At 72.1% G+C, this 24,541-nt stretch carries 22 protein-coding genes and 1 riboswitch; of the genes, 13 read left to right on the forward strand and 9 right to left on the reverse strand.

The window, feature by feature from the left end:
* Nucleotides 1-69: 69 nt before the first annotated feature.
* The 4 genes from OG788_RS14155 to OG788_RS14170 all read left to right on the forward strand — a co-directional run bounded on the left by OG788_RS14155 (nt 70) and on the right by OG788_RS14170 (nt 5,663).
* Entirely contained in the window at nt 70-618 is a 549-nt protein-coding gene (locus tag OG788_RS14155; protein WP_351540082.1) for a carbonic anhydrase, read from the forward strand.
* 265 nt (nt 619-883) lie between these two features.
* Entirely contained in the window at nt 884-1,921 is a 1,038-nt protein-coding gene (locus tag OG788_RS14160; protein WP_351540079.1) for a MoxR family ATPase, read from the forward strand.
* Complete coding sequence (locus tag OG788_RS14165; protein WP_406371114.1) at nt 1,921-3,285, forward strand: DUF58 domain-containing protein; 1,365 nt, start codon at nt 1,921-1,923, stop codon at nt 3,283-3,285. The genes OG788_RS14160 and OG788_RS14165 overlap by 1 nt, the downstream gene beginning before the upstream one ends.
* The gene (locus OG788_RS14170) at nt 3,282-5,663 is read left to right on the forward strand and encodes a DUF3488 and DUF4129 domain-containing transglutaminase family protein (protein ID WP_406371115.1); all 2,382 of its coding nucleotides are present in this window, start codon (nt 3,282-3,284) and stop codon (nt 5,661-5,663) included. Before OG788_RS14165 ends, OG788_RS14170 begins: the two co-directional genes overlap by 4 nt.
* A gap of 479 nt (nt 5,664-6,142) precedes the next feature.
* Here OG788_RS14170 and OG788_RS14175 read toward each other — a convergent pair whose 3' ends face one another.
* From OG788_RS14175 to OG788_RS14185, 3 genes are all read right to left on the reverse strand, one after another.
* On the reverse strand, nt 6,143-6,541 hold the full coding sequence (locus OG788_RS14175; protein ID WP_266757800.1) for a DUF3040 domain-containing protein: 399 nt from the start codon (nt 6,539-6,541) through the stop codon (nt 6,143-6,145).
* 275 nt (nt 6,542-6,816) lie between these two features.
* On the reverse strand, nt 6,817-7,587 hold the full coding sequence (locus OG788_RS14180; protein ID WP_351540069.1) for a methyltransferase: 771 nt from the start codon (nt 7,585-7,587) through the stop codon (nt 6,817-6,819).
* Between the two features lie 279 nt (nt 7,588-7,866).
* Nucleotides 7,867-8,421 (reverse strand): SAV_6107 family HEPN domain-containing protein, encoded by a 555-nt coding sequence (locus OG788_RS14185; RefSeq protein WP_406371117.1) that lies wholly within the window; start codon nt 8,419-8,421, stop codon nt 7,867-7,869.
* Nucleotides 8,422-8,594: 173 nt separating this feature from the next.
* Between OG788_RS14185 and OG788_RS14190 the strand changes: the two genes are divergently transcribed.
* The 5 genes from OG788_RS14190 to OG788_RS14210 all read left to right on the forward strand — a co-directional run bounded on the left by OG788_RS14190 (nt 8,595) and on the right by OG788_RS14210 (nt 14,980).
* Nucleotides 8,595-9,626: an ATP-binding cassette domain-containing protein gene (locus OG788_RS14190; RefSeq protein WP_406371119.1), complete on the forward strand. Its 1,032-nt coding sequence runs from the start codon at nt 8,595-8,597 to the stop codon at nt 9,624-9,626.
* Nucleotides 9,598-11,682: a YhgE/Pip domain-containing protein gene (locus tag OG788_RS14195; RefSeq protein WP_351540060.1), complete on the forward strand. Its 2,085-nt coding sequence runs from the start codon at nt 9,598-9,600 to the stop codon at nt 11,680-11,682. Before OG788_RS14190 ends, OG788_RS14195 begins: the two co-directional genes overlap by 29 nt.
* Before the next feature lie 35 nt (nt 11,683-11,717).
* The gene (locus OG788_RS14200) at nt 11,718-12,347 is read left to right on the forward strand and encodes a TetR/AcrR family transcriptional regulator (RefSeq protein ID WP_266757807.1); all 630 of its coding nucleotides are present in this window, start codon (nt 11,718-11,720) and stop codon (nt 12,345-12,347) included.
* Nucleotides 12,348-12,708: 361 nt separating this feature from the next.
* Nucleotides 12,709-13,347, forward strand: a complete 639-nt coding sequence (locus OG788_RS14205; RefSeq protein WP_406371121.1) for a DUF4126 domain-containing protein — start codon at nt 12,709-12,711, stop codon at nt 13,345-13,347.
* Nucleotides 13,348-13,456: 109 nt separating this feature from the next.
* Entirely contained in the window at nt 13,457-14,980 is a 1,524-nt protein-coding gene (locus tag OG788_RS14210) for a phytoene desaturase family protein (RefSeq protein WP_406371122.1), read from the forward strand.
* Between the two features lie 51 nt (nt 14,981-15,031).
* On the opposite strand, the gene OG788_RS14215 is transcribed toward OG788_RS14210, so the two are convergent.
* From OG788_RS14215 to OG788_RS14240, 6 genes are all read right to left on the reverse strand, one after another.
* Nucleotides 15,032-16,042 carry a hypothetical protein gene (locus tag OG788_RS14215; RefSeq protein WP_406371123.1) on the reverse strand — a complete coding sequence of 337 codons (1,011 nt, stop codon included), beginning with the start codon at nt 16,040-16,042 and terminating at the stop codon, nt 15,032-15,034.
* Nucleotides 16,043-16,098: 56 nt separating this feature from the next.
* Nucleotides 16,099-17,022, reverse strand: a complete 924-nt coding sequence (gene metF / locus OG788_RS14220; protein ID WP_351540051.1) for a methylenetetrahydrofolate reductase [NAD(P)H] — start codon at nt 17,020-17,022, stop codon at nt 16,099-16,101.
* 179 nt (nt 17,023-17,201) lie between these two features.
* On the reverse strand, nt 17,202-17,861 hold the full coding sequence (gene thiE, locus OG788_RS14225) for a thiamine phosphate synthase (protein WP_351540048.1): 660 nt from the start codon (nt 17,859-17,861) through the stop codon (nt 17,202-17,204).
* Between the two features lie 91 nt (nt 17,862-17,952).
* Complete coding sequence (locus OG788_RS14230; RefSeq protein ID WP_351540045.1) at nt 17,953-18,324, reverse strand: Rv2175c family DNA-binding protein; 372 nt, start codon at nt 18,322-18,324, stop codon at nt 17,953-17,955.
* Nucleotides 18,325-18,389: 65 nt separating this feature from the next.
* Nucleotides 18,390-19,619 (reverse strand): NAD(P)/FAD-dependent oxidoreductase, encoded by a 1,230-nt coding sequence (locus OG788_RS14235; protein WP_406371126.1) that lies wholly within the window; start codon nt 19,617-19,619, stop codon nt 18,390-18,392.
* 32 nt (nt 19,620-19,651) lie between these two features.
* On the reverse strand, nt 19,652-20,029 hold the full coding sequence (locus tag OG788_RS14240) for a hypothetical protein (RefSeq protein WP_406371127.1): 378 nt from the start codon (nt 20,027-20,029) through the stop codon (nt 19,652-19,654).
* Between the two features lie 52 nt (nt 20,030-20,081).
* A riboswitch (TPP riboswitch) is annotated at nt 20,082-20,194 on the forward strand.
* On the opposite strand from OG788_RS14240, the gene thiO reads away from it, so the two are divergent.
* The 4 genes from thiO to pknB all read left to right on the forward strand — a co-directional run bounded on the left by thiO (nt 20,192) and on the right by pknB (nt 24,528).
* Nucleotides 20,192-21,358: a glycine oxidase ThiO gene (gene thiO, locus OG788_RS14245; RefSeq protein WP_406371128.1), complete on the forward strand. Its 1,167-nt coding sequence runs from the start codon at nt 20,192-20,194 to the stop codon at nt 21,356-21,358. (Overlaps the previous riboswitch by 3 nt.)
* Nucleotides 21,355-21,555 carry a sulfur carrier protein ThiS gene (thiS, locus tag OG788_RS14250; RefSeq protein WP_351540034.1) on the forward strand — a complete coding sequence of 67 codons (201 nt, stop codon included), beginning with the start codon at nt 21,355-21,357 and terminating at the stop codon, nt 21,553-21,555. The genes thiO and thiS overlap by 4 nt, the downstream gene beginning before the upstream one ends.
* Before the next feature lie 3 nt (nt 21,556-21,558).
* Nucleotides 21,559-22,353, forward strand: a complete 795-nt coding sequence (locus tag OG788_RS14255; protein WP_356758825.1) for a thiazole synthase — start codon at nt 21,559-21,561, stop codon at nt 22,351-22,353.
* A gap of 231 nt (nt 22,354-22,584) precedes the next feature.
* Entirely contained in the window at nt 22,585-24,528 is a 1,944-nt protein-coding gene (pknB, locus tag OG788_RS14260; protein ID WP_406371130.1) for a Stk1 family PASTA domain-containing Ser/Thr kinase, read from the forward strand.
* The last annotated feature ends 13 nt before the right edge of the window (nt 24,529-24,541 follow it).

The following is a 24,541-nucleotide window of genomic DNA, read 5'->3' on the forward strand; positions in this document are numbered from 1 at the left end:
GGCGCGATGGCATTTTTTGTCCCCTCTCACAGCAGGACTGCCTCAGGCGTGACCAGTAACGTCATGGGTATGACGACTTCCGCATCTGTTCCCACCGAACCCGAAGGCGCCATAGCCGCAGAGCGCACGGTCACCGACCGACTCGTCGACGCGAACGGGAAATACGCCGCCGCCTTCACCGACCCGGGGATGGACGCCCGCCCCGTGCTGCACGTCGCGGTGGTCGCGTGCATGGACGCCCGGCTCGACCTGCACGCCGCGCTGGGGCTGGAACTGGGCGACTGCCACACCATCCGCAACGCCGGCGGCGTGGTCACCGACGACGTCATCCGCTCCCTCACCATCAGCCAGCGCGCGCTCGGCACCCGCAGTGTGGTCCTCATCCACCACACCGGCTGCGGTCTGGAGTCCCTCACCGAGGAGTTCCGGCACGACCTGGAGATGGAGGTCGGCCAGCGCCCCGCGTGGGCGGTCGAGGCCTTCCGGGACGTCGAACAGGACGTACGGCAGTCGATGCAGCGCGTGCGCACCTCCCCGTTCCTGGTGCACACCGATGACGTCCGCGGCTTCGTCTTCGACGTCACGACCGGCCTGCTGCGCGAGATCGACCCCTCCTGACCGGCACCGCGGGACCCCCCGGTCGCCGACCCTCAGCCGCCCGTGGGACCCTCTCTTCACCAAAAACCCCGACCGTCCGCTGCCCAAAGGGCCGTAAAACCTGACATATCGCGGCCAGTTATCCACAGGCGAGTGACACGAACCGGTAACGGCAACAAGAATGCGGGTGTGACGTCACGCGGAACCTTTCGCGCGTGGTGTCCGTGTTTCGGGGTGGGCCGGTCCGCACAGGGCGTCGGCCCGGGAAAGGGCCGAGGAGGGCCGGGTGACGACCTATGACGATCGAGCGAGCCTTACAGATCTGACCGCCACTGTGGAGCGCGTCCGCAGTTCGGTGGAAGGAGTGATCGAAGGCAAGCCTGAGGTCGTACGGCTTTCGCTGACCGTGCTGCTCGCCGAGGGGCATCTTCTGATCGAGGATGTCCCGGGCGTCGGCAAGACCATGCTGGCCAAGGCGCTGGCACGGTCCATCGACTGTTCGGTGCGGCGTATTCAGTTCACGCCCGACCTGCTGCCGTCGGACATCACCGGTGTGTCCATCTGGGACCAGCAGCGCCGGGACTTCGAGTTCAAGCCGGGCGCGATCTTCGCGCAGATCGTGATCGGCGACGAGATCAACCGCGCCTCGCCCAAGACGCAGTCCGCGCTCCTGGAGTCGATGGAGGAGCGGCAGGTCACCATCGACGGGCAGACTTACGAACTGCCCAGCCCGTTCATGGTGGTGGCCACCCAGAACCCGGTCGAGATGGAGGGCACCTACCCACTGCCCGAGGCCCAGCGCGACCGCTTCATGGCCCGTGTCTCCATCGGCTACCCCAGCGCGGAAGCCGAACTGCAGATGCTGGACATCCACGGCGGCGTGAACCCGCTGGACGACCTCCAGCCGGTCGCCCACGCGCACGAGATAGTGAAGCTGATCGACGCGGTCCGCACGGTCCACGTCGCCGACCCGGTGCGCCGTTACGCGGTGGACCTGGTGGCGGCCACGCGCAGCCACCCCGACCTCAGACTCGGCGCCTCGCCGCGTGCCACGCTGCATCTGCTGCGCGCGGCGAAGGCGTCCGCCGCTCTCAGTGGCCGGGACTTCGCGCTGCCGGACGACGTGCAGGCGCTCGCCGTCGCGGTCCTGGCCCACCGCCTGCTGCCCACGGCCCAGGCACAGTTGAACCGCCGCACGGCCGAGCAGGTCGTCCAGGAGATCCTCCAGCGCACCCCGGTGCCCGCCGCTCCCCAGCAGCAGTCCGGCCTCTCGATGGGCCGGGGCGTGCCCACGTACGGTCAGCAGCCGCCCCGGAGGCTGTGATGACGGAAGCGGGCACGGGGCACACCGCCGAGGAGGACAAGGGCGGGCTGCGCACCGCGCTCGCCGGGCTCACCACACGCGGTCGCTCGTTCCTGGCCGCCGGAGTGGCCGCCGCGATCTGCGCGTACGTCCTGGGGCAGAGCGATCTGCTCCGGGTCGGCCTGCTCCTCGCGGCCCTGCCGCTGGTCTGCGCGACCGTGCTGTACCGCACCCGCTACCGGGTCGCGGGCAGCCGCAGGCTCTCCCCCGGGCGTGTGCCCGCCGGCTCCGAGGCCCGCGTGCATCTGCGCATGGACAACATCTCGCGACTGCCCACCGGCCTGCTGATGCTCCAGGACCGGGTGCCGTACGTGCTCGGTCCGCGCCCCCGCTTCGTGCTGGACCGGGTGGAGGCGGGCGGCCGCCGCGAGGTGTCCTACCGGGTGCGCTCGGACCTGCGCGGCCGCTACCCGCTGGGCCCGCTCCAGCTGCGGCTGACCGACCCGTTCGGCATGTGCGAGCTGACCCGCTCCTTCTCCACGTACGACACCCTGACGGTCATCCCGCGCGTGGAGGCCCTGCCTCCGGTGCGGCTGACCGGCGAGGCGAAGGGGTACGGCGACGGGCGGCAGCGCTCCCTGGCCCTGGCGGGCGAGGACGACATCATCCCGCGCGGCTACCGCTACGGCGACGACCTGCGCCGCGTGCACTGGCGGCTGACCGCTCGCTACGGCGAGTTGATGGTCCGCCGCGAGGAGCAGCCGCAGCGCTCCCGGTGCACCGTGCTGCTCGACACCCGGGGCATCGCCTTCCAGGGCGCCGGCCCGGACTCGGCCTTCGAATGGGCCGTCTCAGGCACGGCGTCGGCCCTGGTCCACATGCTCGAACGGGGCTTCTCGGTCCGCCTTCTGACGGACACCGGCAGCTCGGTGCCCGGCGAGGGCGCCGACGGGTTCGCGGGCGCCAGCCAGGAATCGGCGGACGCCGCCGGGATGATGATGGACACGCTCGCCGTCATCGACCACTCGGACGGCACGGGCCTGTCCCGGGCGTACGACGTGCTGCGCGGTGGCAACGAAGGACTGCTGATCGCCTTCCTCGGCGATCTCGACGAGGAGCAGGCGACCGTGCTCGGCAAGATGCGCCAGCGCAGCGGCGGGGCCGTCGCGTTTCTGCTGGACAGTGAGTCCTGGGTGCGGGAATCGACCGAAGTGCCCGGCCCGTTGGACCGGAGCGTGGACCGGCTGCGGATGCTGCGCGAGGCGGGCTGGACCGCCGTCATGGTGCCGCGGGGCGTGTCGCTCGCCGACCTGTGGCGCGAGGCGGACCGTCAGCGCACGCACGTGGCATCGACAGGTACTACCGCGGGGGGTAGTGGGACATGAGCGGGCGAGCCCGACTGACACTGTGCGCGGCCGCGGCCACACTGCTGGCGTCCTGCGCGCTGCTGCCGCTGGTGGACCCGGCGACATGGATCTTCCAGGCGGTGTTCCTGGTGGCCGTGCAGACCGGTGTGGGCGCGCTGACCCGGCGGGTTCCGCTGGCCCGGCCGCTGACCGTGGCGGCGCAGGCGCTGGTGACGCTGATGCTGCTGACGCTGATCTTCGCCCGGCAGGAGGCCGTCGCCGGTATCGTCCCCGGGCCCGAGGCCTTCCAGCACTTCGCGACACTCCTCCAGGCGGGCAGCGAAGACGTCGGCCGGTACTCGATTCCGGCTCCTCTGTCGGACGGAATCCGGCTGATGGTCGTCGGCGGAGTCCTGGTGATCGGACTCGCGGTGGACGCGCTCGCGGTGACCTACCGCAGCGCCGCGCCCGCCGGCCTTCCGCTGCTCGCCCTGTACTCCGTCGCCGCGGGCCTCTCCGGCGGCGGCGCGGCCTGGCTGTGGTTCCTGCTCGCGGCGGCCGGCTATCTGATGCTGCTGCTGGCCGAGGGTCGGGACCGGCTCTCGCAGTGGGGTCGCGTTTTCGGCGGAGCGTCCCGCGCTCCGGGCCCGGACGGCGCCGTCGCGCCCGTCCGCACCGGGCGGCGGATCGGCGCGGTGGCGCTGGGCGTCGCGCTGGTGGTGCCGCTCGCCCTGCCCGCGCTCGACGGGGGGCTGCTGGACGGCACGGGCCGGGGTGTGGGCAACGGCTCCGGGGGCGGCGGCACGATCTCCGCGGTGAACCCGCTGGTCTCGCTCCGCGACAGCCTGAACGTGGACGAGGACCGCACGGTCCTGACGTACCGCACCAACACCGCGGAGACGCAGGACCTGTATCTGCGGATCGTCTCGCTGGACGAGTTCGACGGCACGGCCTGGAAGCCGGCCCAGCGCCACATCGAGGACGTGCCGAAGTCGTTCCCGGCGCCGATCGGTCTCGCCGACCAGGTCAAGCGGGCCACGATCCGGACCCGGATCGCGGCGGCCGACTGGTACGCGCAGGACTGGCTGCCGATGCCGTATCCGGCCAGCAAGGTCGACATCGACGGCAGCTGGCGGTACGAACCCGTGGGGCGCACCCTCGTCGGTGACCACGGACAGAACACACGCGGTGTGCAGTACGAGGTCACGAGCCTGATGGTGCAGCCGACGGCGGAGCAGCTGGCGAACGCCCCGGAACCCTCGCCCGCGATGAGGCGCCAGTTCACCAAGGTTCCGGAGTCGTTGCCCGCGCTGGTGGCGGACACGGCCCGCAGGGTCACCAAGGGCTCCGCCAACCACTACGAGCAGGCGGTCAAGCTCCAGGACTACTTCGCCGTCAGCGGGAACTTCCGGTACGACACCGAGGTGCAGGCCGGCAGCGGCTCCGCCGCGATCGCGAACTTCCTGAAGGACAAGGAGGGCTTCTGCGTCCACTTCTCCTTCGCGATGGCCTCGATGGCACGGACGCTGGGGATTCCGGCCCGCGTGGCGGTGGGCTTCACGCCCGGGTCTCCGCAGGCGAACGGTTCGATGTCGGTGGGCCTGCGGGACGCGCACGCCTGGCCCGAGCTGTACTTCGAGGGCGTGGGCTGGACCCGCTTCGAGCCGACCCCGAGCCGGGGCACGGTTCCCGCATACACCCAGACGGACACGCCGGGCAACGACGCACCGGTCGTGCCCAAACCGTCGTCCTCGGCGTCCGCGGCGCCCTCCACGGCACCGTCGGCCAGCGAGAGCTGCTCGCCGCAGCTGCGGAAGCTGGCGGCGTGTCCGAGCGAGTCCTCGGCGGCGGCGGTCGGCTCCCAGGACGACGACTGGCCCTGGTTGAACACCCTCGGGCTGGCCCTGGCCGGGCTCCTGATCCTGGGCGTGCCGCTGCTGCCCATGCTGTGGCGGATGCGGACACGGGCCGTCCGGCTCGGCGGCCACGGCCGCACGGAGGCGGACGTGGCGGCGTACACGCTCGGGGCCTGGCTGGAGGTGACCGATACGGCGTGGGACTACGGGATCGCGCCGGAGGAGTCCCAGACGCCGAGGAAGGCCGCCGAGCGGATCGTCCGGATCGGGGAACTCGATCCGGAGGCCTCGGCCGCGGTGCACCGGCTGGCCGCGGCCGTGGAGCAGGTTCTCTACGCCCCGCACCCCCGGCCGGTGGCCGGACTCGCGAACGACGCGCGCCGGGTCGCGGAGGCCCTCAGCGCCTCGGCGAGCCGTCCCGTCCGGCTGCGTGCTCTCCTCGCCCCGCGTTCGGCCGTCCGGGTGATCTGGGCGGCCTCGACCGCCTGGACAACCCTCGGAGCCCGCGTCTCGGCCCGCAAGGAAACCCTCCTGCACCGCCCGTCGAGCCAGACCCCCTGACCCGGGCAGGCCGGCCACACCGCCGGCCTGCCGGTCACCCGCCCTGCCCCGTCCCGCAAGGACACGACGGGTGAGCGGCAGGCGGCAGGACACCCTCTGTGGGCAGTCGTCCCGCAGGACACGACGGGTGGGCGGCAGGCGGCAGGGCACCTTGTGTGGGCAGTCGTCCCGCAGGGCGGGACGAGTGGGCACAGCCACCGGTGCCGGGTGCCGTGGAACGTGGTCCCGGGCACCGGGCGGGCGGGTCCCCACCGCCGGCGGTTGTTCTCAGGATGTCCGAGCCGCCGGGCACACCTCGGGGATGGCCGACCCAAGGAGGGGAGTCCCGGCGGCCGGGGGAAGAGCCACGAGACGGAACGGCTCCGGCCCGGCACGCCCGGCGTGCACGCGGGTACCCGAACGCACGCGTGAGGGGGCGTCCACCCGGACCCGGGTGGACGCCCCCTCACGCGTATGTCTGCGGCTGCGACGCCGGAGGCTCAGTTACCGCCCTGTTCGTCGCGACGACGCTGCCAGCGCTGTTCGATGCGGTCCATCATGGAGCGGCGTTGCCGACCCTGACGGCGAGCGGCGGGTGAGCCGGACGCGGCCGGCTGTTCACCTGGCTTGGGAGCTTTGCGCCAACCGGTGACGGCGAGCACCGCACAGCCCAGCATGACCAGGAAGCCCACCACGCTCAGCCAGATCTGAACTGCGACCATTCCAGCCATGAGGAGCGCGATACCCACCAGGAAGCCCGCGACCGCCTGGTAAACCCGTCGCCGGGTGTACGTACGCAGCCCGCTTCCCTCAAGCGCTGTCGCGAACTTGGGATCTTCGGCGTACAGCGCTCGCTCCATCTGCTCGAGCATTCGCTGCTCGTGCTCCGAGAGCGGCACGGAGTCCTCCTCATCGTGCAGTCGCCGGGGCGACCGGGGGTCCCCTTCAGGATAGGCAGGGAATCGCCCCCGTGAAACCCGCCCCTCTACGCCAATTCGCCAACCGGAACCCGTCATGGCGACCCGATGTACTGAGGCGTGCATTCCCCAGCGAACGGTCCGTCATGCCGGACGGTCTCCCTCGATCATACGGCGCCGGACACTCGATCGGGTGGTCTGTGGCGTACTCCATCTGCTGCCGAGCCCCTGATCAGCGGCGCACCACGGGAGGCGGTTCAGCCCTCGGCGGTACCCCGGGCCTCGCCGAGCACATGGAGCTGTGTGGCCACGGAGTGGAACGCGGCGCGTTCGGCCGCCGCCGCCTCCAGCTTCAGCAGGGCCTCCAGGGCGCCCGGCTCGGTGTCCACCAGGACTCCGGGCACCAGATCCGCGAAGACCCGTACGCCGTGCACGGCGCCGACGTGCAGGCCTGCGCCGGCGACCAGGGAGGTGAGCTGTTCGGCGGTGAACCGGTGCGGAACAGGATCACCCTCGCCCCAGCGTCCGTCCGGGTCGTCGAGCGCGTGGCGGGCCTCCTTGAAGTGCCCGGCGAGGGCGCGGGCCAGCACGGCGCCGCCCAGGCCGGCGGCGAGAAGGCTGAGCACGCCCTCGGGCCGCAGCGCGTCCACCACGTTGCGGACACCCTCGGCCGGGTCGTCGACGTACTCCAGGACGCCGTGGCACAGCACGGCGTCGTAGCCGCCGCGCTCGACCACGTCGAAGAGTCCGTGCGCGTCGCCCTGGACGCCCTGCACGCGGTCGGCGACGCCGGCCTCGGCGGCGCGGCGCTCCAGCGCGAACAGCGCGTTCGGGCTGGGGTCGACGACGGTGACCCGGTGACCGAGACCGGCGACGGGTACGGCGAAGTTGCCGCTGCCGCCACCCGTGTCCAGCACGTCGAGCGACTCCCGCCCGGCGGCCTTGACCCGGCGGTCCAAGGCGTCCTTGAGGACCTCCCAGACCACGGCGGTACGGAGAGAAGCGCGGGGGCGCATCGGGTCCGACACGGCAGTTGACTCCTCGGCGCGGCTCCGCCTCGTGAACGGCGGAGCGATCTTCGGGCCTCCCGGCGGGGAGGCAGCAGGCGCCTCCACCCTATTGCCTCCGCCGCCGTGAACGATCCTCCGTCTCACATGCGCCGCATCGCGGGACGAACGGGTTCCGGACGGGCGCCGAGCCGGTGGCGTCCCGGGGTCCGTCCGAGGCCCCGGGGACGGTCGATCCGAGATTCGCGTACCGGTCGACGCGAGGTTTCTCGTACCGACCCGTGCTCGACGCCGCCGCGGTCAACCCGCGTCCGGTACCCCTCTGTCCGCCCGATCCCGGTCCCCGTCCTGCCGGGGCTGGGGCAGCACGGGCTGCAGCACCAGCATCCGCTCGACGAGGCGAAGGAACATGGCGACGTCGCGTATCAGATCGTCGGCGTCCCGGGTGGTGGCCGCTCCCTGGATGCCCGCCTCGGCGCGGGCACGACGGGTGGCCCCGGAGGCGAACAGCGCGCTCCACTCGGTCAGTTCGGGAGCGATCTCCGGGAGGACTTCCCAGGCGCTGCGGATACGGGCCCGGCGTCGGGACGTGGGCTCCGGGCGGCCTCGCGCGGCGAGCACGGCGGCGGCGGTGCGCAGCGCGGCCAAGTGGGCTGTCGCGTACCGCTCGTTGGACGTTTCCAGGGCCGTCGCCTCGTCGAGCCCGGAGCGGGCCTGGGAGAGCAGGTCGAGGGCGGCGGGTGGCGCCGTGGCCCGGCGGAGCACGGGGTGCACGTCGCCCGCCGGGCCGTTCAGTGAGGGGGCAGGGCCGGTGGCGCGGCGCCGGCGGGCGGCGGCTGCGGAAGAGCTGGCCATGACGAACCTCCTGTCGTCGTGTGACGGCACTGTGGCCGTATGTGCCCATCGTGAGGTATGCCACTGACAATCCGTTCTGACCTGCGCCTTTGCTTCGCTCGAAAGTTCGGGATAGTTTTTGCACTGACCAGTCAGTTCAAAAGTAGTTCCATGTTTCAGGGGATGGGGAATCAGTGGACGGTCCGCACGGACTGGGCGTCACGGCTGAGGACTTCGGGCTCAAGGGGCCCCGCGGCTGGGCGTTCCGCGGGGTTCGTCTCGACGCGGAGCCCGGATCGCTCATCGCGATCGAGGGGCCGTCCGGGTCCGGCCGCACCTGCCTGCTGCTCGCGCTCACGGGCCGGATGAAGGCCACCGAGGGGACGGCGGCCGTGGGCGCGGCCGGGCTGCCGAAGCAGATGGCCGCGGTGCGGCGTACCAGCGCGCTCGCACACGTGCCCGGGGTCACGGACCTGGACCCCGCGCTGACCGTCGGGGAGCACCTGCGGGAACGGGCGCTGCTGCAGCGGCGGTTCGGCGGTTCGCTGCGTGCCCTGCTGCGACCGCGCGGCGAGCGGGTGAGCGAGGCCAAGTCGCGGATCGACACCGCGCTCGCCGCCGCGGGACTCGACCCGGAGACGCTGCCCAAGGGGTCGAGAACCGCCGTACGCGATCTGGAACGGCTCGAAGCGCTGCGACTGTCCCTCGCGCTGGCCCTGATCGGCCGCCCTCGGCTGCTCGGTGTCGATGACGCCGACCTCAAGCTCTCGGACGCCGAACGGGCCGACCTCTGGGCGCTGTTGACGTCTCTCACCGAGTCCGGCACCACGGTCGTGGCGGTGTGCAGCGAGGCCCCCGAGGGCGCCGTCGTCGTGTCCACCGCACCGGGCGACGCGTCGAGGTCCGCCGGCGAACAGGGCGCCGACGCCTCCCACGAGACCGCGCCGGCACCCGAGACCGAGACCACCGCCGACGCCACCGCCGCTGCCGCGGAGGCCACCACCGGGGCCGACACCGGCACCACCAAGGCCGACTCCGACTCCGACGCCGACTCCGGCGCCACGGCCACCAGCACCACCGCCGAAACGGCCAAGACCACCGACACCGACGCCGACGCCGACAGCGACAGCGACAGCGACAGCGACAGCGACAGCGACAGCGACAGCGACAGCGAGACCAACGACAAGGAGACGGCTGATGCGCTCACCGAAACTGGCCGCTCTTGAACTCCGTCGTTTCGGCCGGGGCAAGCTGCCGCGGGCCGCGCTGGCCGCGCTCCTGCTGCTGCCCCTGCTGTACGGCGCCCTCTACCTGTGGTCGTTCTGGGACCCGTACGGCCGTCTCGACCGCATCCCCGTGGCGCTGGTGAACGACGACAAGGGGGCGACGGCCGGCGGCAAGAAGGTGACGATCGGCGACAACATCACCGAAGGGCTGCGCGACAGCGACACCTTCGAGTGGCACGAGGTGAGCTCCGCCGAGGCCCGCCGCGGTGTGGAGGACGGCACGTACTACCTGTCGCTGACCATGCCGGACGACTTCAGCAAGAGGATCGCGTCCAGTTCCGGGGCATCGCCCGAGACGGGTGCGCTCAAGGTGCGGACCAACGACGCGAACAACTACATCGTCGGGCAGATCTCCCGCACCGTGTTCAGCGAGGTGCGGACGGCCGCGTCCACGAAGGCCTCACGTTCGTTCCTCGACAAGATCTTCATCTCGTTCTCGGACATCCACGGGGCGACCGTGCAGGCCGCCGAGGGCGCCGACAAGCTCAACGGCGGGATCGGCAAGGCGAAGAAGGGCTCCAAGGACCTCGCGGACGGTCTGAAGGAGGCCAAGAAGGGCAGCGGAAAACTCTCCGGGGGCCTGAAGAAGCTCAACACGGGCGCCGGTGACCTGGAGGACGGTTCGCGCCAGGTCGCGGACGGCACCCAGGCGCTGGCCGACAAGGTCAACGGGATCGCGGACAAGGTCGGCCCTTTCCTGAAGGACAACGAGAAGTCGATCGGTGACACGGCCCAGCTGGTCGCCGACTCGGCCGCGGGGATCCGCCACAACCTCGACACCCTGGTGAAGACGGCCCCGGCCGCGGCCAAGGGCGCGCGCGCCGCGTCCGACACGCTGAACACCGTCCACCGCGCGCGGTGCGAGACCCTTCCGGTCCCCGACCCGGCGTGTCCCGAGCTGAAGAAGGCCAAGGAGGCGGCCGCGGACGTCGTCAAGGTCGCCGACGACGTGAACACGCTGATCGACGACCAGGACGGCGACCTCGACGAGCTGGACGAGAACCTGGCGACGCTGGAGAAGCAGGCACAGGCGCTCGCCGACCGCTCGCCGCATCTCTCCGAGGACCTCGACGACAGCGTCTCCAAGATCAACAAGCTGAACGACGGCGCCTCCGCGGTCGCCAAGGGAGCGAAGCGGCTGCACTCGGGGCTCGGCACCGCCAAGACGGGCGCGGCGGACCTGGACCAGGGCGTCGGACAGCTGAAGACGGGCGCGAGCGACCTCGACGGCGGCCTGTACAGGCTCGTCGGCGGCTCCGGGAAGCTGGCCGGCGGACTCCACGACGGCGCCGACCAGATCCCCGACTACGACAAGTCCGACCGCGACCGGCGCACCCAGGTCATGGCCGACCCGGTTCAGCTGGCCTCCAGGGACCTGCACAAGGCGCCCAATTACGGCACGGGATTCGCCCCGTACTTCATCCCGCTGTCCCTGTGGGTCGGCGCGATGGTGGCGTACATGCTGATCCAGCCGCTGAACCGGCGCGCGCTCGCCGCGGGGGCCTCGGCATGGCGGATCGCGCTGGCGGGCTGGCTGCCGGTCGCCGTCGTCGGCGTGCTCCAGACGGCCGCCCTGATGGCGGTGCTCCACTGGGCGATCGGCCTCCAGATGGTCCGGGCGGCCGGAACGGTGGGCTTCCTGTTCCTGGTGTCGGCCTGCTTCGCGGCGATCGTGCAGTGGCTCAACGCGCGCTTCGGGGCGGCGGGCCGGATCCTCGTCCTCGCCTTCCTGATGCTCCAGCTGACGTCGGCGGGCGGCACCTACCCCGTCCAGACGAGTCCGGGCTTCTTCAACGCGATCCACCCCTTCATGCCGATGAGTTACGTCGTCGAGGCCCTCCGGAGGCTCATCACCGGCGGCGGCCTCGAGCCGGTCCGGACGGCGTGCCTCGTCCTGACGGCGTTCACCGTGGGAGCCCTCGCGCTCACCGCCCTGTCGGCGCGCCGCAAGCAGGTGTGGACCCTCGACCGGCTGCACCCGGAGCTGAGCCTGTGACCAAGCGCGTGAGCGCTCCTGTGAGAATCGGGGCCATGGACAGCAGCAGCACCACGGCGGGCGGCGGAAGCCGCCGCGAGGCGACCCGGCAGAAGCTCTACGAGGCGGCCGTCACACTGATCGCCGAACAGGGCTTCTCCGCCACCACAGTGGACGAGATCGCCGAGCGGGCCGGGGTCGCGAAAGGCACGGTCTACTACAACTTCGCGAGCAAGTCGGTCCTCTTCGAGGAGCTGTTGCGGCACGGCGTGGGGCTCCTCACCGCCTCGCTGCGGGAGGCCGCGGAGAAGACCGCCCGGGACGGCGGCAGCAAAGTGGACGCGCTGGACGCGATGATCCGGGCCGGGCTCGTCTTCATCAACCGCTATCCGGCCTTCACCCAGCTGTACGTGGCGGAGCTGTGGCGCACCAACCGTGCCTGGCAGTCCACCCTGATGGTGGTGCGGCAGCAGGCGGTCGCGGTCGTCGAGGACGTGCTGCGCGACGCGGTGGCGGCCGGGGAGCTCAGCGACGAGATCGACATCCCGCTGACGGCGGCGGCGCTGGTCGGGATGGTCCTGGTGGCCGCCCTGGACTGGCAGGCCTTCCAGCCGGAGCGCTCCCTGGACGACGTCCACGCGGCGCTGTCCCGGCTCCTCCAGGGGCGTGTCAGCGGCCACCGCTGAACACCCGCACACACGAAAGCGCCGGTCCGAACGGCCGCGTCCCCCGCGGGCCGTTCGAACCGGCGCTCCGTCGTGCTCCCCCGAACCCCCCGTTGGGCCCCCGTTCGGTCGTCCCCCGGGATCCCCCGTGTCTCACTCCCGCCGAGCGAGTCGGCGGAAGGAGCGGCCAAGGGCGCGGGGTCCGTTCCGCCGCCCCGTGTCGGCGGTGCCGGAGCCGCGCCCCTTTCCGTGTCTCCACTCTGTCGTTCGCGCAGGTGGGACCCATCCGTGCGCCTACTCATCTCACCCTGTAGGTACGGATACTCAGGCATGCGCACGCATGCCCAGGACGCGCCCTCGCCCACTGGTTACGATCGCGTCCGTGTCCGTACTCCCCCTGGTCTTCACCAGCGGCTGGGCCAGCGGCATCAACGCGTACGCGGTGGTGCTGCTCCTCGGCGTCTTCGGCGCGACGGGGCTGAGCGACGAGGTCCCGGAGTCCCTTCAACGCCCTGAGATCCTGGTCACAGTCGGCGTGCTGTTCCTCTGCGAGGCGGTCGCCGACAAGATCCCGTACGTGGACTCGGTGTGGGACTCCGTGCACACCGTGATCCGTCCGGCGGCGGGCGCGTGGGTCGGTGCGCTGCTCGCCGGACAGAGCGGCTCGGTCTCGGATCTGACGGCGGGCCTGATCGGCGGTTCGACGGCGCTGGCGAGCCACACGGTCAAGGCCGGGACACGGATGGCGATCAACACCTCGCCCGAGCCGTTCAGCAACTTCGTGATGAGCACCGCCGAGGATCTCGGGGTGGCCGGGCTCCTCACGTTCGCGATGTTCCATCCCGAGGCGGCGGCGGTCATCGCCGGTGTCCTGCTGGTCACCGGGCTCGTGGTGGTCTCCTTCCTCGTCTCCCGGATCAGACGGTTCCTGCGCCGCCGCGCGCAGCGCCGGGAGGAGAGACGGATGGCCGCGCGGGTGGAGCGGCCGCCCGGCCCGGCGTCACGGGCGGACCTCGAATGACCAGGGCGACGGGTCCGGGCGGCAGCCGGATCCGCTGACGCGGCCGGCCGGGACCGCCCGACCGGCCTCCGGGACGGGGCTGTCGGTGGCGGCCGATAAAGTCGCCGGCATGGGACGGATTGCGGTGATCGGCGCCGGGATGGGCGCGATGGCGGCCGCCGCCCGGCTGGCCGTCGCGGGCCACCGGGTGGTGGTGTACGAGCGGACGGAGACGTACGGCGGCGCGGTGCGCCGCTTCGAGCGGGACGGCTTCGCCTTCGACACGGGACCGGGGCTGCTGCCGCTGCCCGCGGTCTACCGCGACCTGTTCATGAAGACGGGCAAGCAGCCGCTGGAGGAGTGCGTCGAGCTGGTCCAGGTCGACCCGTCGACCGACCATGTCTTCGCCGACGGCACACGGGTGTCCCTGCCCAACGCCTCGCGCGCGGGCGTGCTCGCCGCGCTGGACGAGGCGCTCGGCGCGGACGCGGGCGCGCGGTGGGGCGACTTCCTGGTGCGGGCCCGCGAGGCGTGGGACCGGGCGCGCAGACCGCTCCTGGAGGAGCCGCTGTGGCCCAACTGGCCGGTGCTGGCCGAGCGCGAACCCTATCCTTCGGTGCCGCACAAGAAGCTGCTGCGCACCCGCCGGGCCGGCACCCTCGCCGAGGTGGCCGCCTGGGAGCTGCGCGACGCGCGCCTCACGGCTCTCCTGGAGAGCCACGCCCTGGCGTACGGGCTCGACCCGCGCGTCACCCCGGCGAGCGCCGCCGTGCTGCCGTACATGGAGCACGCCTTCGGAACCTGGTACGTCCGCGGCGGCATCCGGGAGCTCGCGCGCGCGGTGTACGAACGGTGTGTGGCGCGCCGGGTCGAGTTCCGTTTCGGGACGTCCGTCGAGCGGATCGTCGAGAAGGACGGCCGGGTCGTCGGCGTGGAGCTCTCCGGGGGCGCCTCCCGGCCCTCCGGCTCCGCGGGGGACACGTTCGCGGAGGCGGACTTCGTGGTCGCGGGCGTGGCGCCCGGTGTCCTGGACGGCCTTCTCCCGGGAGAGGTGGTCCGGGGCGGTGACGAGGTCCCGCCGCAGCCGGGGGCGGCCAGCCGGCTGACCGTGCTGCTCGCGCTGCGCGGCGGGCGGCCCGCCGGGGTGGCGCACCGGACGGTGGTCCACACGGTCGACCGCGCGGGCGAGCTGGACCGGCTCTTCGGCGAGCGTCCCGGGCCGCCCGCATCGCCCACCGTCGTGGTGTCCCGCCCCGACGACCCCGCGCTCGTACCGGACGCGGAGCACGAGGCGGTCACGCTGACGGTCACGGTGCCGTCGGGCGCCCCGGTGTCCGAAGCGGACGTGGAGCGGGTCCTCGACGCGGCCGAGCGTGCCCTGCCGGGCCTGCGCGACCGGCTCCTGTGGCACGAGGTCCGCACCCCGGCCGACATCGCGGAGGAGACCGGCGCGGAGGGCGGCGCGGTCCCCGCTCCCGCTCTCGCCGCGGGGGACGGCCGGCTGCTGCACCCGTCGAACAGCACACGTGTGCCCGGGCTGTTCGCGGCCGGGGGCTGGGCGCACCCCGGCGGCGGTCTGCCGCACGCGGGTATGTCGGGCGCCCTGGTGGCCGGGCTGATCGTGGAGGGACCGGAGTTCCAGGGCTCGCAGTGAGCTGACCGGCGGGCAGCGGGGCGAGGAGGCCGTCAGCCGCTGTCCGGCCGGTCAGTACCGGTACTGCTCGTCGAACCCGGCGTTGTTGTTGCCGTTGCCCTGGTACGGGTACTGCTGCTGCTCGGGCGGGAGTTCGCCGCCGTACTGGTCGTCGGTGCGCTGCTGCGGCACCCAGACACCGCCGGCCGGGGTCTCGCCGCCGCCGTACGTGCCGGTGGCGTACTGGTCCTGGCCGTAATTCTGCTGTTGCTGCGTGTACTGCTGGTCGCCACCGGCGTAGGTGGTGTCGTACGAGGCGCCCGTGTACGTCTGCTGGCCGATGTACGGGTCGGAGTAGGCGGCGTACTGCTGCTGGCTGTTGTCGTAGCCGTACTGCTGCTGGTCGTAGCCCGTGTACCCGTCGTACGCGTAGGCCTGCTGGTCCTGCGACTGGCCGCCCGTCGCGTAGGCCTGCTGGTCCTGGGCGGTCGCGTAGGCCTGCTGGTCCTGGGACTGGCCCGTGCCCGCGTAGGACTGGTCTGTGGCGGCGGCGTAGGCGGCCGCGTTGTAGACGCCGTAGGAGCCGGTGTCCTCGGGCAGGGGCTGCGGCTCGTAGACCGCGGTGGACTCGGCGGCCGCGGGCTCGGCGGACCCCGGGGGCATGAACCGGTCGGACTGGGCGGGCGAGAAGACGTCGTCGTCCGCGGCGTAATCGTCGTCGCGCCGGTAGGCCGCTTCCTCGACCGCTTCGAGGTCGGCGACCTCGAGCGACGGGTCCTCGCCCTCCGGCTCGCCGCGGCGGCGCTTGCTGGGCTTGGCCGGCGCGGAGCGGCCGTTGATGGCCCAGCCCTGCGCGAAGCCCTGGCGGAACGACAGCGTCACATAGGTCTGACCGACAGTGAAGGCGGCCGCGCCCAGGCCGATGACCACGACCGAGTGCATCAGGACGCCGAGAACCACACCGAGGAAGCCGACGAAGGCGAGCAGCCGGAACCGCAGCCGCGCCTTGTACTGCAGCAGCACCTCGCCGAGCAGCCACAGCGCGACGATGCCGAATGCAAGATAGAGGACCGTCAAGCCCATGTACGCCCCTCTCCCAGTGGCCGCTACGCAGTGTGTCGTACGCGGGTGCGACCGGTCTAGGCCTGCTGCGGGTGGTGCAGGCCCAGATTCTCGTAGATTTCCAGCGTCGCCGTGGAGTTGTTCAGCGTGATGAAGTGCAGTCCGGGGACTCCCTCGGCCAGCAGCCTCGCACAGAACTCCGTCGCGAACTCGATCCCAATGGAGCGTACAGCCGCCGGATCGTCTTTGACTGTGAGGATCCGCTCTTTCAGGACGTCCGGGAACGAGGCATTGGAAAGTTTGGGGAGCCGTTCCAACATCTTCACACTTGTCACCGGCATGACTTCCGGGATGACCGGCGTCGCACAGCCCGCCGCGTCGACGCGGTCCCGCAGGCGCAGATAGGACTCCGGCTGGAAGAACATCTGCGTGATCGCGTAGTCGGCGCCGGCGCGGCACTTGTCGACGAAGTGGGAGACGTCCAGGTCCCAGGTGCTGGACCGCGGGTGCATCTCCGGGAAGGCCGCGACCCCGACGCAGAAATCGCCCGACTCCTTGATGAGGCGCACGAGTTCGGCCGCGTAGGTCAGACCCTTGGGGTGCGGGACCCACTCGCCCATGGGGTCGCCGGGCGGGTCGCCGCGCACGGCGAGCATGTTGCGGATGCCCGCGTCCGCGTACTGCCCGATGATGTTGCGCAGTTCCGCGATGGAGTGGTTGACCGCGGTGAGGTGGGCGACCGGGGTCAGGGTCGTGTCGAGGACGATCTGCTCGGTCTCCTTGACCGTGCCGGCCCGGGTGGAGCCGCCGGCTCCGTAGGTCACGGAGACGAAGTCGGGCGCGACGGCCTCGACCCGCCGCAGGGCGTTCCACAGGTTCCGCTCGCCCTTGGGGGTCTTCGGCGCCGAGAACTCGAACGAATACGTCTGTTTGCCGGTCGCGAGCATGTCGCGCACGGTGCGTGCGCGATCAGTCCTGGTGGAAGCAGATCCGAGGGCCATACTCGCAGGTTAGCCAGAGGGCGTCGGTCCCCCAACCGAACCGACGGGATTTGTCCGATCTGTCGCGTTCTTGTCCACCCCTCGGACAGCGGCCGCATCAGCGTGCGCTCGCGGCCTTCTCCGCACGCTCCGCGCGGACGTCCGCCGTGCCGGCGGCTTCGCGGGGCCGCTGCCGCGCCCTACGCCGCGCGCAGCCTCTTGGCGAACTCCGCCGCGGCCGCGCCGGGGTCGTCCGCTTCGGTGATCGCCCGTACGACGACGACCCGGCGGGCACCGGCTTCGAGCACCTCGTCGAGCCGGCCGAGGTCGATGCCGCCGATCGCGAACCAGGGACGGTCGGTGCCGAGGGAGGCCGTGCTGCGGACCAGGTCGAGGCCGGGTGCGTGGCGGCCGGGCTTGGTGGGGGTGGGCCAGCAGGGGCCGGTGCAGAAGTAGTCCACGCCCTCCTGGACCGCGGCGGCCGCGGCCTCGGACGCGGCGTGGGTGGAGCGGCCGATGAGGACCTCGTCGCCGAGGATCGCGCGGGCCGCGGGAACCGGGAGGTCTCCCTGGCCCAGGTGCAGAACGTCGGCCCGGGCGGCGTGGGCCACATCGGCCCGGTCGTTGACCGCGAGGAGCTTGCCGTGCCGGGCGCAGGCGTCCGCGAAGACCTGGAGGTGTTCCAGCTCCTCGCCCGCCTCCATACCCTTGTCGCGCAGCTGCACGATGTCGACGCCGCTCCCCAGGACCGCGTCGAGGAACTCGGCGAGGTCGCCCTGACGCCTGCGGGCGTCGGTGCACAGGTAGACGCGGGCGTCGGCGAGCCGGCCCCGCGCGGTGGTGGCGGCGTTCTCGGGCATGCGTGTGTCCCCCGTTGTCGGTGCGCGGGGCGCGCGGCGGCCGGGGTGGTCCCGCCGCCGCGCGTCCCGCGCCGGACGGTCTCGTTCAGGATCAGACGGCGAGCGCCTGGGCGCGGCGCTTCACCTCCGTGCCGCGATTCTCGCTCAGAGCCTGCGCGGGGGTGCCGGGCAGGGTCGGGTCGGGGGTGAAGAGCCATTCGAGGGCCTCTTCGTCGGAGAAGCCGTCGTCCCTCAGGAGCGTCAGGGTGCCGGACAGGCCCTTGACGACCTTCTGCTCGTCCGCGTCGATGAAGGCGGCGGGAACGTGCAGCGCGCGGTTCTCACCACGGCGTACGGCGATCAGCTGGCCGTCCTTGACCAGCTGCCGGACGCGCGTCACCTCGACGCCGAACTGCTCGGCGATGTCGGGGAGGGTGAGCCAGGCGGGGACGAGAGCATCGATCTTTGCGTCAATCTCGGTCACGGGACAAGCCTGCCATCCCGGACTGACAGTCGGAAGCCGAGGGCGCCCGACCTGGGGTGACGGATTCAGACCGTGGCGGCCTTCAGCGGCCTCGACGGGTCCGCGAGCAGCTCCGGATCCATCAGCGCGCCCGCCTCGATGAGTCGCCGGCCCTGAGCGAGATCCCTCGGGCGGCCCACCGCCAGAAGAGCGACCAGACGCGTCTCGTGGAGCCAGCACACCGACCAGGAGGCGCCCGAGGAGTCGCCGCGCCACACCAAGGTGTCGGCGGGCGCGTGGTGGCCGACGTACTGCACGAAGCGGCCGAACTGCTCGGACCAGAAGTACGGCACGGGGTCGTAGGCGGCGGGAGCCTCCCCGATGATGTTCGCGGCCACCGTGCGCGGTCCCTGGAGGGCGTTGTCCCAGTGGTGGACGAGGAGGCGGCCCTCGTAGCGTCCCGACGGGAAGGAGGCGCAGTCGCCGACCGCGTAGACGTCCGGCAGCGAGGTCCGCAGGTGGTCGTCGGCGACGATCTCGCGGTGGGCGCCGAGGTCGATTCCGGAGCCGGCGATCCAGGCGGTCGCGGGCCGCGCCCCGATGCCGACCACGACGGCGCCCGCGGGCACCCGGGAGCCGTCGTCCAGGACCACCGCGCCCGGCTCGATGCGCTCCACGCGCGCGTGGGTGCGCAACGAGGCCCCGCTGTCCGCGTACCAGCCGGCCATCGGCGCCGCCACCTCGGCGGGCAGCGCGCCGGCGAGCGGCCGGTCGGCGGCCTCGACGACCGTCACCGCGCAGCCCGCCTCACGCGCCGCCGTGGCGAACTCGGCGCCGATCCAGCCCGCGCCGACGACCACGATGTCGTGCTGCTGGGCGAGGACGGGACGCAGCCGTTCGGCGTCGTCCAGGGTGCGCAGCAGGTGCACCCCGGGCACGCCCTCCGCGCCGGGCAGCCGGATCGGTTCGGCGCCGGTGGCGACAACCAGGACGTCGTACGGGACCGGTCCGCCCTCGGTGTCCAGCTCGTGGTCCCCGGGGCGCACGCCGAGCGCCGCGCGGCCCAGCCTCAGCTCGATGTCCAGGGCCTCGAAGTCGATGTCGAAGGCGGAGCCCTCGGCCTTGCCCAGGAGTACGGCCTTGGACAGCGGCGGCCGGTCGTACGGCTGATGCGGCTCCGCGCCGATCAGCGTGACCGTGCCCGTGAAGCCCTGCTCGCGCAGGGCGACCGCGGTCTGCACTCCGGCCATGCCCGCGCCCACCACGACGACCCGCCGTACGGGCCTCTGAGACTGTGCCTGCGTCTGCTCGCTCACCTGATCACCATAGACACCTGACAATTCGTCAGTCAGCGGACGTGCTCAGTGACCTGTTCCACACGGCCGGTCGCGCGCACCTCTTCCACCACGCTCGTCCCTGTGCCTGTCCGGGACTCCCACGCCCAGCTCTCCTCCAGCCGCACGCGGCCGTCGGGCAGTTCCACCACGAGGGACGCGCAGTGGCCCGACGAGGTGGTCCCGTCGTGCTTCAGCTGCACGTACCGGAAGTCGAGGCGGTCGCCCTCACGGGTGCCCACGAGGTGCCCGCGGACCACGTCGCCGCCCGCGTAGTCGGCCCAGACCACGCCGTCCTCCTCGTGGTACCTGAAGCGGGTGCGGGTGCCGACCTGGCCCGGCGCCTGGTCGGCGACGGGGGCGAGGACGAGGCCGTCGAGCGATCGTGCCACGGGCTGAGGCTCCCTTACTGGGACGGGCGGGGGCGGGCTAGGGTGGCCAACGTAAAGCACTCGCGGGAGCCCGGACGCACCGGGCTGAGAGGGAGGCTGGGCGGCCTCCGACCGTACGAACCTGATCCGGGTCATGCCGGCGAAGGGAGGGGCTGGACGCCCATGTCGCCTGCACGTTCCTCAGACGTCCTCGTCATCGGGGGCGGAATCATCGGCCTGGTGACGGCCTGGCGGGCCGCTCAGCGCGGGTTCGCCACGGCGCTCGTGGACCCCGAGCCGGGCGGCGGGGCCGCCCAGGTCGCGGCCGGGATGCTCGCCGCCGTCACCGAGCTGCACTACGGCGAGGAGACCCTGCTGGGCCTCAACCTCGCCTCCGCGCGCCGCTATCCGGACTTCGCCGCCGAGCTGACCGAGGTGTCCGGCCAGGACCTCGGCTATCTCCGGTGCGGCACGCTGGCCGTCGCGCTGGACGCCGACGACCGCGCGCACCTGCGGGAACTGCACGCTCTGCAGAGCCGGTCGGGGCTGGAGTCGGAGTGGCTGAGCGGCCGTGAGTGCCGCCGTCTCGAGCCGATGCTCGCACCCGGTGTACGCGGTGGTCTGCGGGTCGACGGCGACCACCAGATCGATCCGCGGCGCCTCGCGGGAGCCCTGGTCACGGCGTGCGAGCGGGCCGGAGTGGTGCTGCACCGGAGCTGGGCGGAGCGTCTGACCGTCGTACGGGACCGGGCCGCCGGAGTGGTCACCACGGACGGCACCGAACTCACCGCGGGCCAGGTGGTGCTGGCCGGGGGCAGCCTCAGCGGGCGTCTGGCGGGCGTGCCCGAAGACGTCCTGCCGCCCGTGCGTCCGGTGAAGGGGCAGGTGCTGCGGCTGGCCGTGCCGCAGCGGTACGCGCCCTTCCTGAACCGCACGGTGCGGGCCATGGTGCGCGGCAGCCACGTCTACCTGGTGCCGCGCGAGAACGGCGAGCTCGTGGTGGGCGCGACCAGCGAGGAACTGGGCTGGGACACCACCGTGACGGCGGGCGGCGTCTACGAGTTGCTGCGCGACGCCCATGAGCTGGTTCCCGGGATCACCGAGCTGCCGCTCGTCGAGACCCGCGCGGGGCTGCGCCCCGGCTCGCCCGACAACGCGCCGCTGCTCGGACCCACCGCGCTGGACGGACTGCTGGTGGCCACCGGGCACTTCCGCAACGGCGTGCTCCTGACGCCCGTCACCGGCGACGCGATGGCCCACGTCCTGACCACCGGCGAACTCCCCGCCGAAGCCCGCCCCTTCAGCCCTCTGCGCTTCGGCGCCACGGCCCTCACGGAGCAGCCCGCATGAACATCGTCGTCAACGGGGAGCGGCAGCGGATCGCCGCCGGGACCGCTCTCGACACGCTCGTCGCGACCCTCACCCCAGCGCCGTCCGGAGTGGCCGCCGCCCTGAACGAGACCGTCGTCCCGCGCGCGCAGTGGTCGTCCACCGCTCTCACCGAGGGCGACCGCGTCGAAGTCCTCACCGCCGTCCAGGGAGGCTGACCCATGGCCGACGATCCCTTCGTCCTCGGTGGCAGGTCCTACGCGTCCCGGCTGATCATGGGGACGGGCGGCGCGCCCAGCCTCGACGTCCTGGAGCGTTCCCTGGCGGCGTCCGGCACGGAGCTGACGACGGTCGCGATGCGGCGCGTGGACGCGTCCGTGCACGGCTCGGTCCTGTCGGTGCTCGACCGGCTCGGCATCCGCGTCCTGCCGAACACGGCCGGCTGCTACACCGCCGGTGAGGCCGTGCTGACCGCCCGGCTCGCGCGCGAGGCGCTGGGCACCGACCTGGTCAAGCTGGAGGTCATCGCCGACGAGCGGACGCTTCTGCCCGATCCCATCGAGCTGCTCGACGCGGCGGAGACGCTGGTCGACGACGGCTTCACCGTGCTGCCGTACACGAACGACGACCCGGTGCTGGCGCGGAAGCTGGAGGACGTCGGCTGCGCGGCGATCATGCCGCTCGGCTCACCCATCGGGTCCGGGCTCGGGATCCGCAACCCGCACAACTTCCAGCTGATCGTCGAGCACGCGCGCGTGCCGGTGATCCTGGACGCCGGGGCGGGTACGGCGTCGGACGCCGCGCTCGCGATGGAGCTGGGGTGCGCGGGCGTGATGCTGGCCTCGGCGGTGACACGGGCGCAGGAGCCGGTGCTGATGGCGGAGGCCATGCGGCACGCGGTGGAGGCGGGTCGTCTGGCCCGCCGGGCGGGGCGCATCCCGCGGCGGCACTTCGCCGCGGCCTCCTCCCCCACGGAGGGCATGGCGGCGCTGGACCCGGAGCGCCCCGCGTTCTGAGTCGTCCGCCCGCGCGATGTCCGCGCAGCGTCCCTTTCCGGCCGCGTTCGGCTTCCGCCGGGCGCAGGTTGTCGCGTTGTGGCCTTGTGAAGGTGGACAGGGGTCCGATCGGACATCAGTGCGACGTCAGCGTCCCCGTGCGTGCGGCGTGCGTCACAGGTCGGCTGCAGTCGGGCCCCGGTATCGGCCGAACGGGGCGGTGTGACAGTGGCGGCTCGTAGACTCACCTGCGTGGATACGACCCTTCAGGACCCGCTTGTCGGACACGTGCTCGACGGCCGCTATCGCGTCGACGCACGGATCGCGGTCGGCGGGATGGCCACGGTCTACAGGGCCCTGGACACCCGCCTCGACCGCGTGCTCGCGCTCAAGGTGATGCACCCGACGCTGGCCGCCGACGCCTCCTTCGTCGAGCGGTTCATCCGCGAGGCCAAGTCGGTGGCCCGGCTGGCGCACCCCAATGTGGTGCAGGTCTTCGACCAGGGGACGGACGGGTCGTACGTCTATCTGGCCATGGAGTACATCGCCGGGTGCACCCTGCGTGACGTGCTGCGCGAGCGGGGCGCCCTGCAGCCGCGGGCCGCGCTCGACATCCTGGAGCCGGTGCTCGCCGCACTCGGCGCCGCGCACCGCGCCGGGTTCGTGCACCGCGACATGAAGCCGGAGAACGTCCTGATAGGGGACGACGGCCGGGTCAAGGTGGCGGACTTCGGCCTGGTCCGCGCCGTGGACACGGTCACGAGCACGACGGGCGCCGTCCTCGGCACCGTGTCGTACCTCGCCCCCGAGCAGATCGAGCACGGCACCGCCGACACCCGTGTCGACGTGTACGCCTGCGGTGTCGTCCTGTACGAGATGCTCACCGGCGCCAAGCCGTACACCGGGGACTCTCCCGCGCAGGTTCTCTACCAGCACCTCCACGAGGACGTGCCGCCTCCGTCGGCCGCCGTGCCCGGCATGGCGTACGCGCTGGACGTACTGGTCACCACGGCCACCGCCCGCAATCCCGACGTGCGCCCGGCAGACGCGGTGGCGCTGCTCGGCCAGGTCCTCGAGGCACGGGCCGGTCTCACCGCGGACCAGCTCGACGCCGTACCGCCGGGAGCCCTCGCCGTGGGCCACACCAACGCCGACGACCGCACGAGCGTGATCCCGCGCTCGCTGTCCGTCCCCCGTCCGCTGCCCGTGAACGAGGACGACGGCCACGACCTGAACCGGACCAGCCGCTTCGAGCAGGCCAGCCCTTTCGGTGCCGCGCCGACCGCGCCCGTGCGACAGCCGGGCACACGTCCGCGGCGCGGGATTCTGATGGTCGTCGCCGCGATCGTGCTGGTGCTCGGCCTCGGCGGCGGTGTCTGGTACATCAACTCCGGTCAGTTCACCAAGGTCCCGCCGGTCCTGACGAAGACGCAGCAGCAGGCCGAGGCCCGGCTCCGGGACGCCGGGCTCGACGTCAAGCAGGTCAAGCACGCCTACAGCGACACCGTGAAGCGCGGCCAGGTGATCAGCACCGACCCCGGTGTCGGCGAACGGATCCGCGACAACGACTCCGTGACGCTGACCGTCTCGAACGGCCCGGAGACGGTGAAGGTGCCCGACCTGAAGGGCTTCGCCCTGTTCAAGGCGAAGGACGTGCTCAAGGGCGAAGGGCTCGCCGCGGGCATGGTCACCCGGAAGTTCAGCGACGACGTGACCAGGGGCTTCGTGATCGGTACCGATCCGATCGCGGGGACGCCGCGGCACTCGGGTTCGGCGATCGCGATCATCGTCAGCAAGGGCAGTGCCGTGGACGTGCCCGAGGTGACCGGCTCGTCCGTCGAGGACGCCACCGCGGAGCTGGAGGATGCGGGCCTGAAGGTGAAGATCGCCGCGAACCGCGTCACCTCGGACTTCGACAAGGGCCAGATCGCCGAGCAGTCACCGGTCCCGGGCAGCGAGGCCGCCAAGGGCGACACGGTGACGCTGACGGTCTCCAAGGGCCCCCCGATGGTCGAGGTCCCGGACGTCGTGGGCGACAGCGTGGACGACGCGAAGCAGGCGCTCGAGGACGCCGGGTTCGAGGTCGACGAGGACCGCGGGCTGCTCGGACTCTTCGGGGACACGGTCAAGAGCCAGTCGGTGGACGGCGGCGACACGGCGCCCAAGGGCTCGACGATCACGATCGAGATCCGCTGAGCCCCCAGGGACA

Source organism: Streptomyces sp. NBC_00647 (assembly GCF_045207245.1).
Taxonomy (GTDB): Bacteria; Actinomycetota; Actinomycetes; order Streptomycetales; family Streptomycetaceae; genus Streptomyces.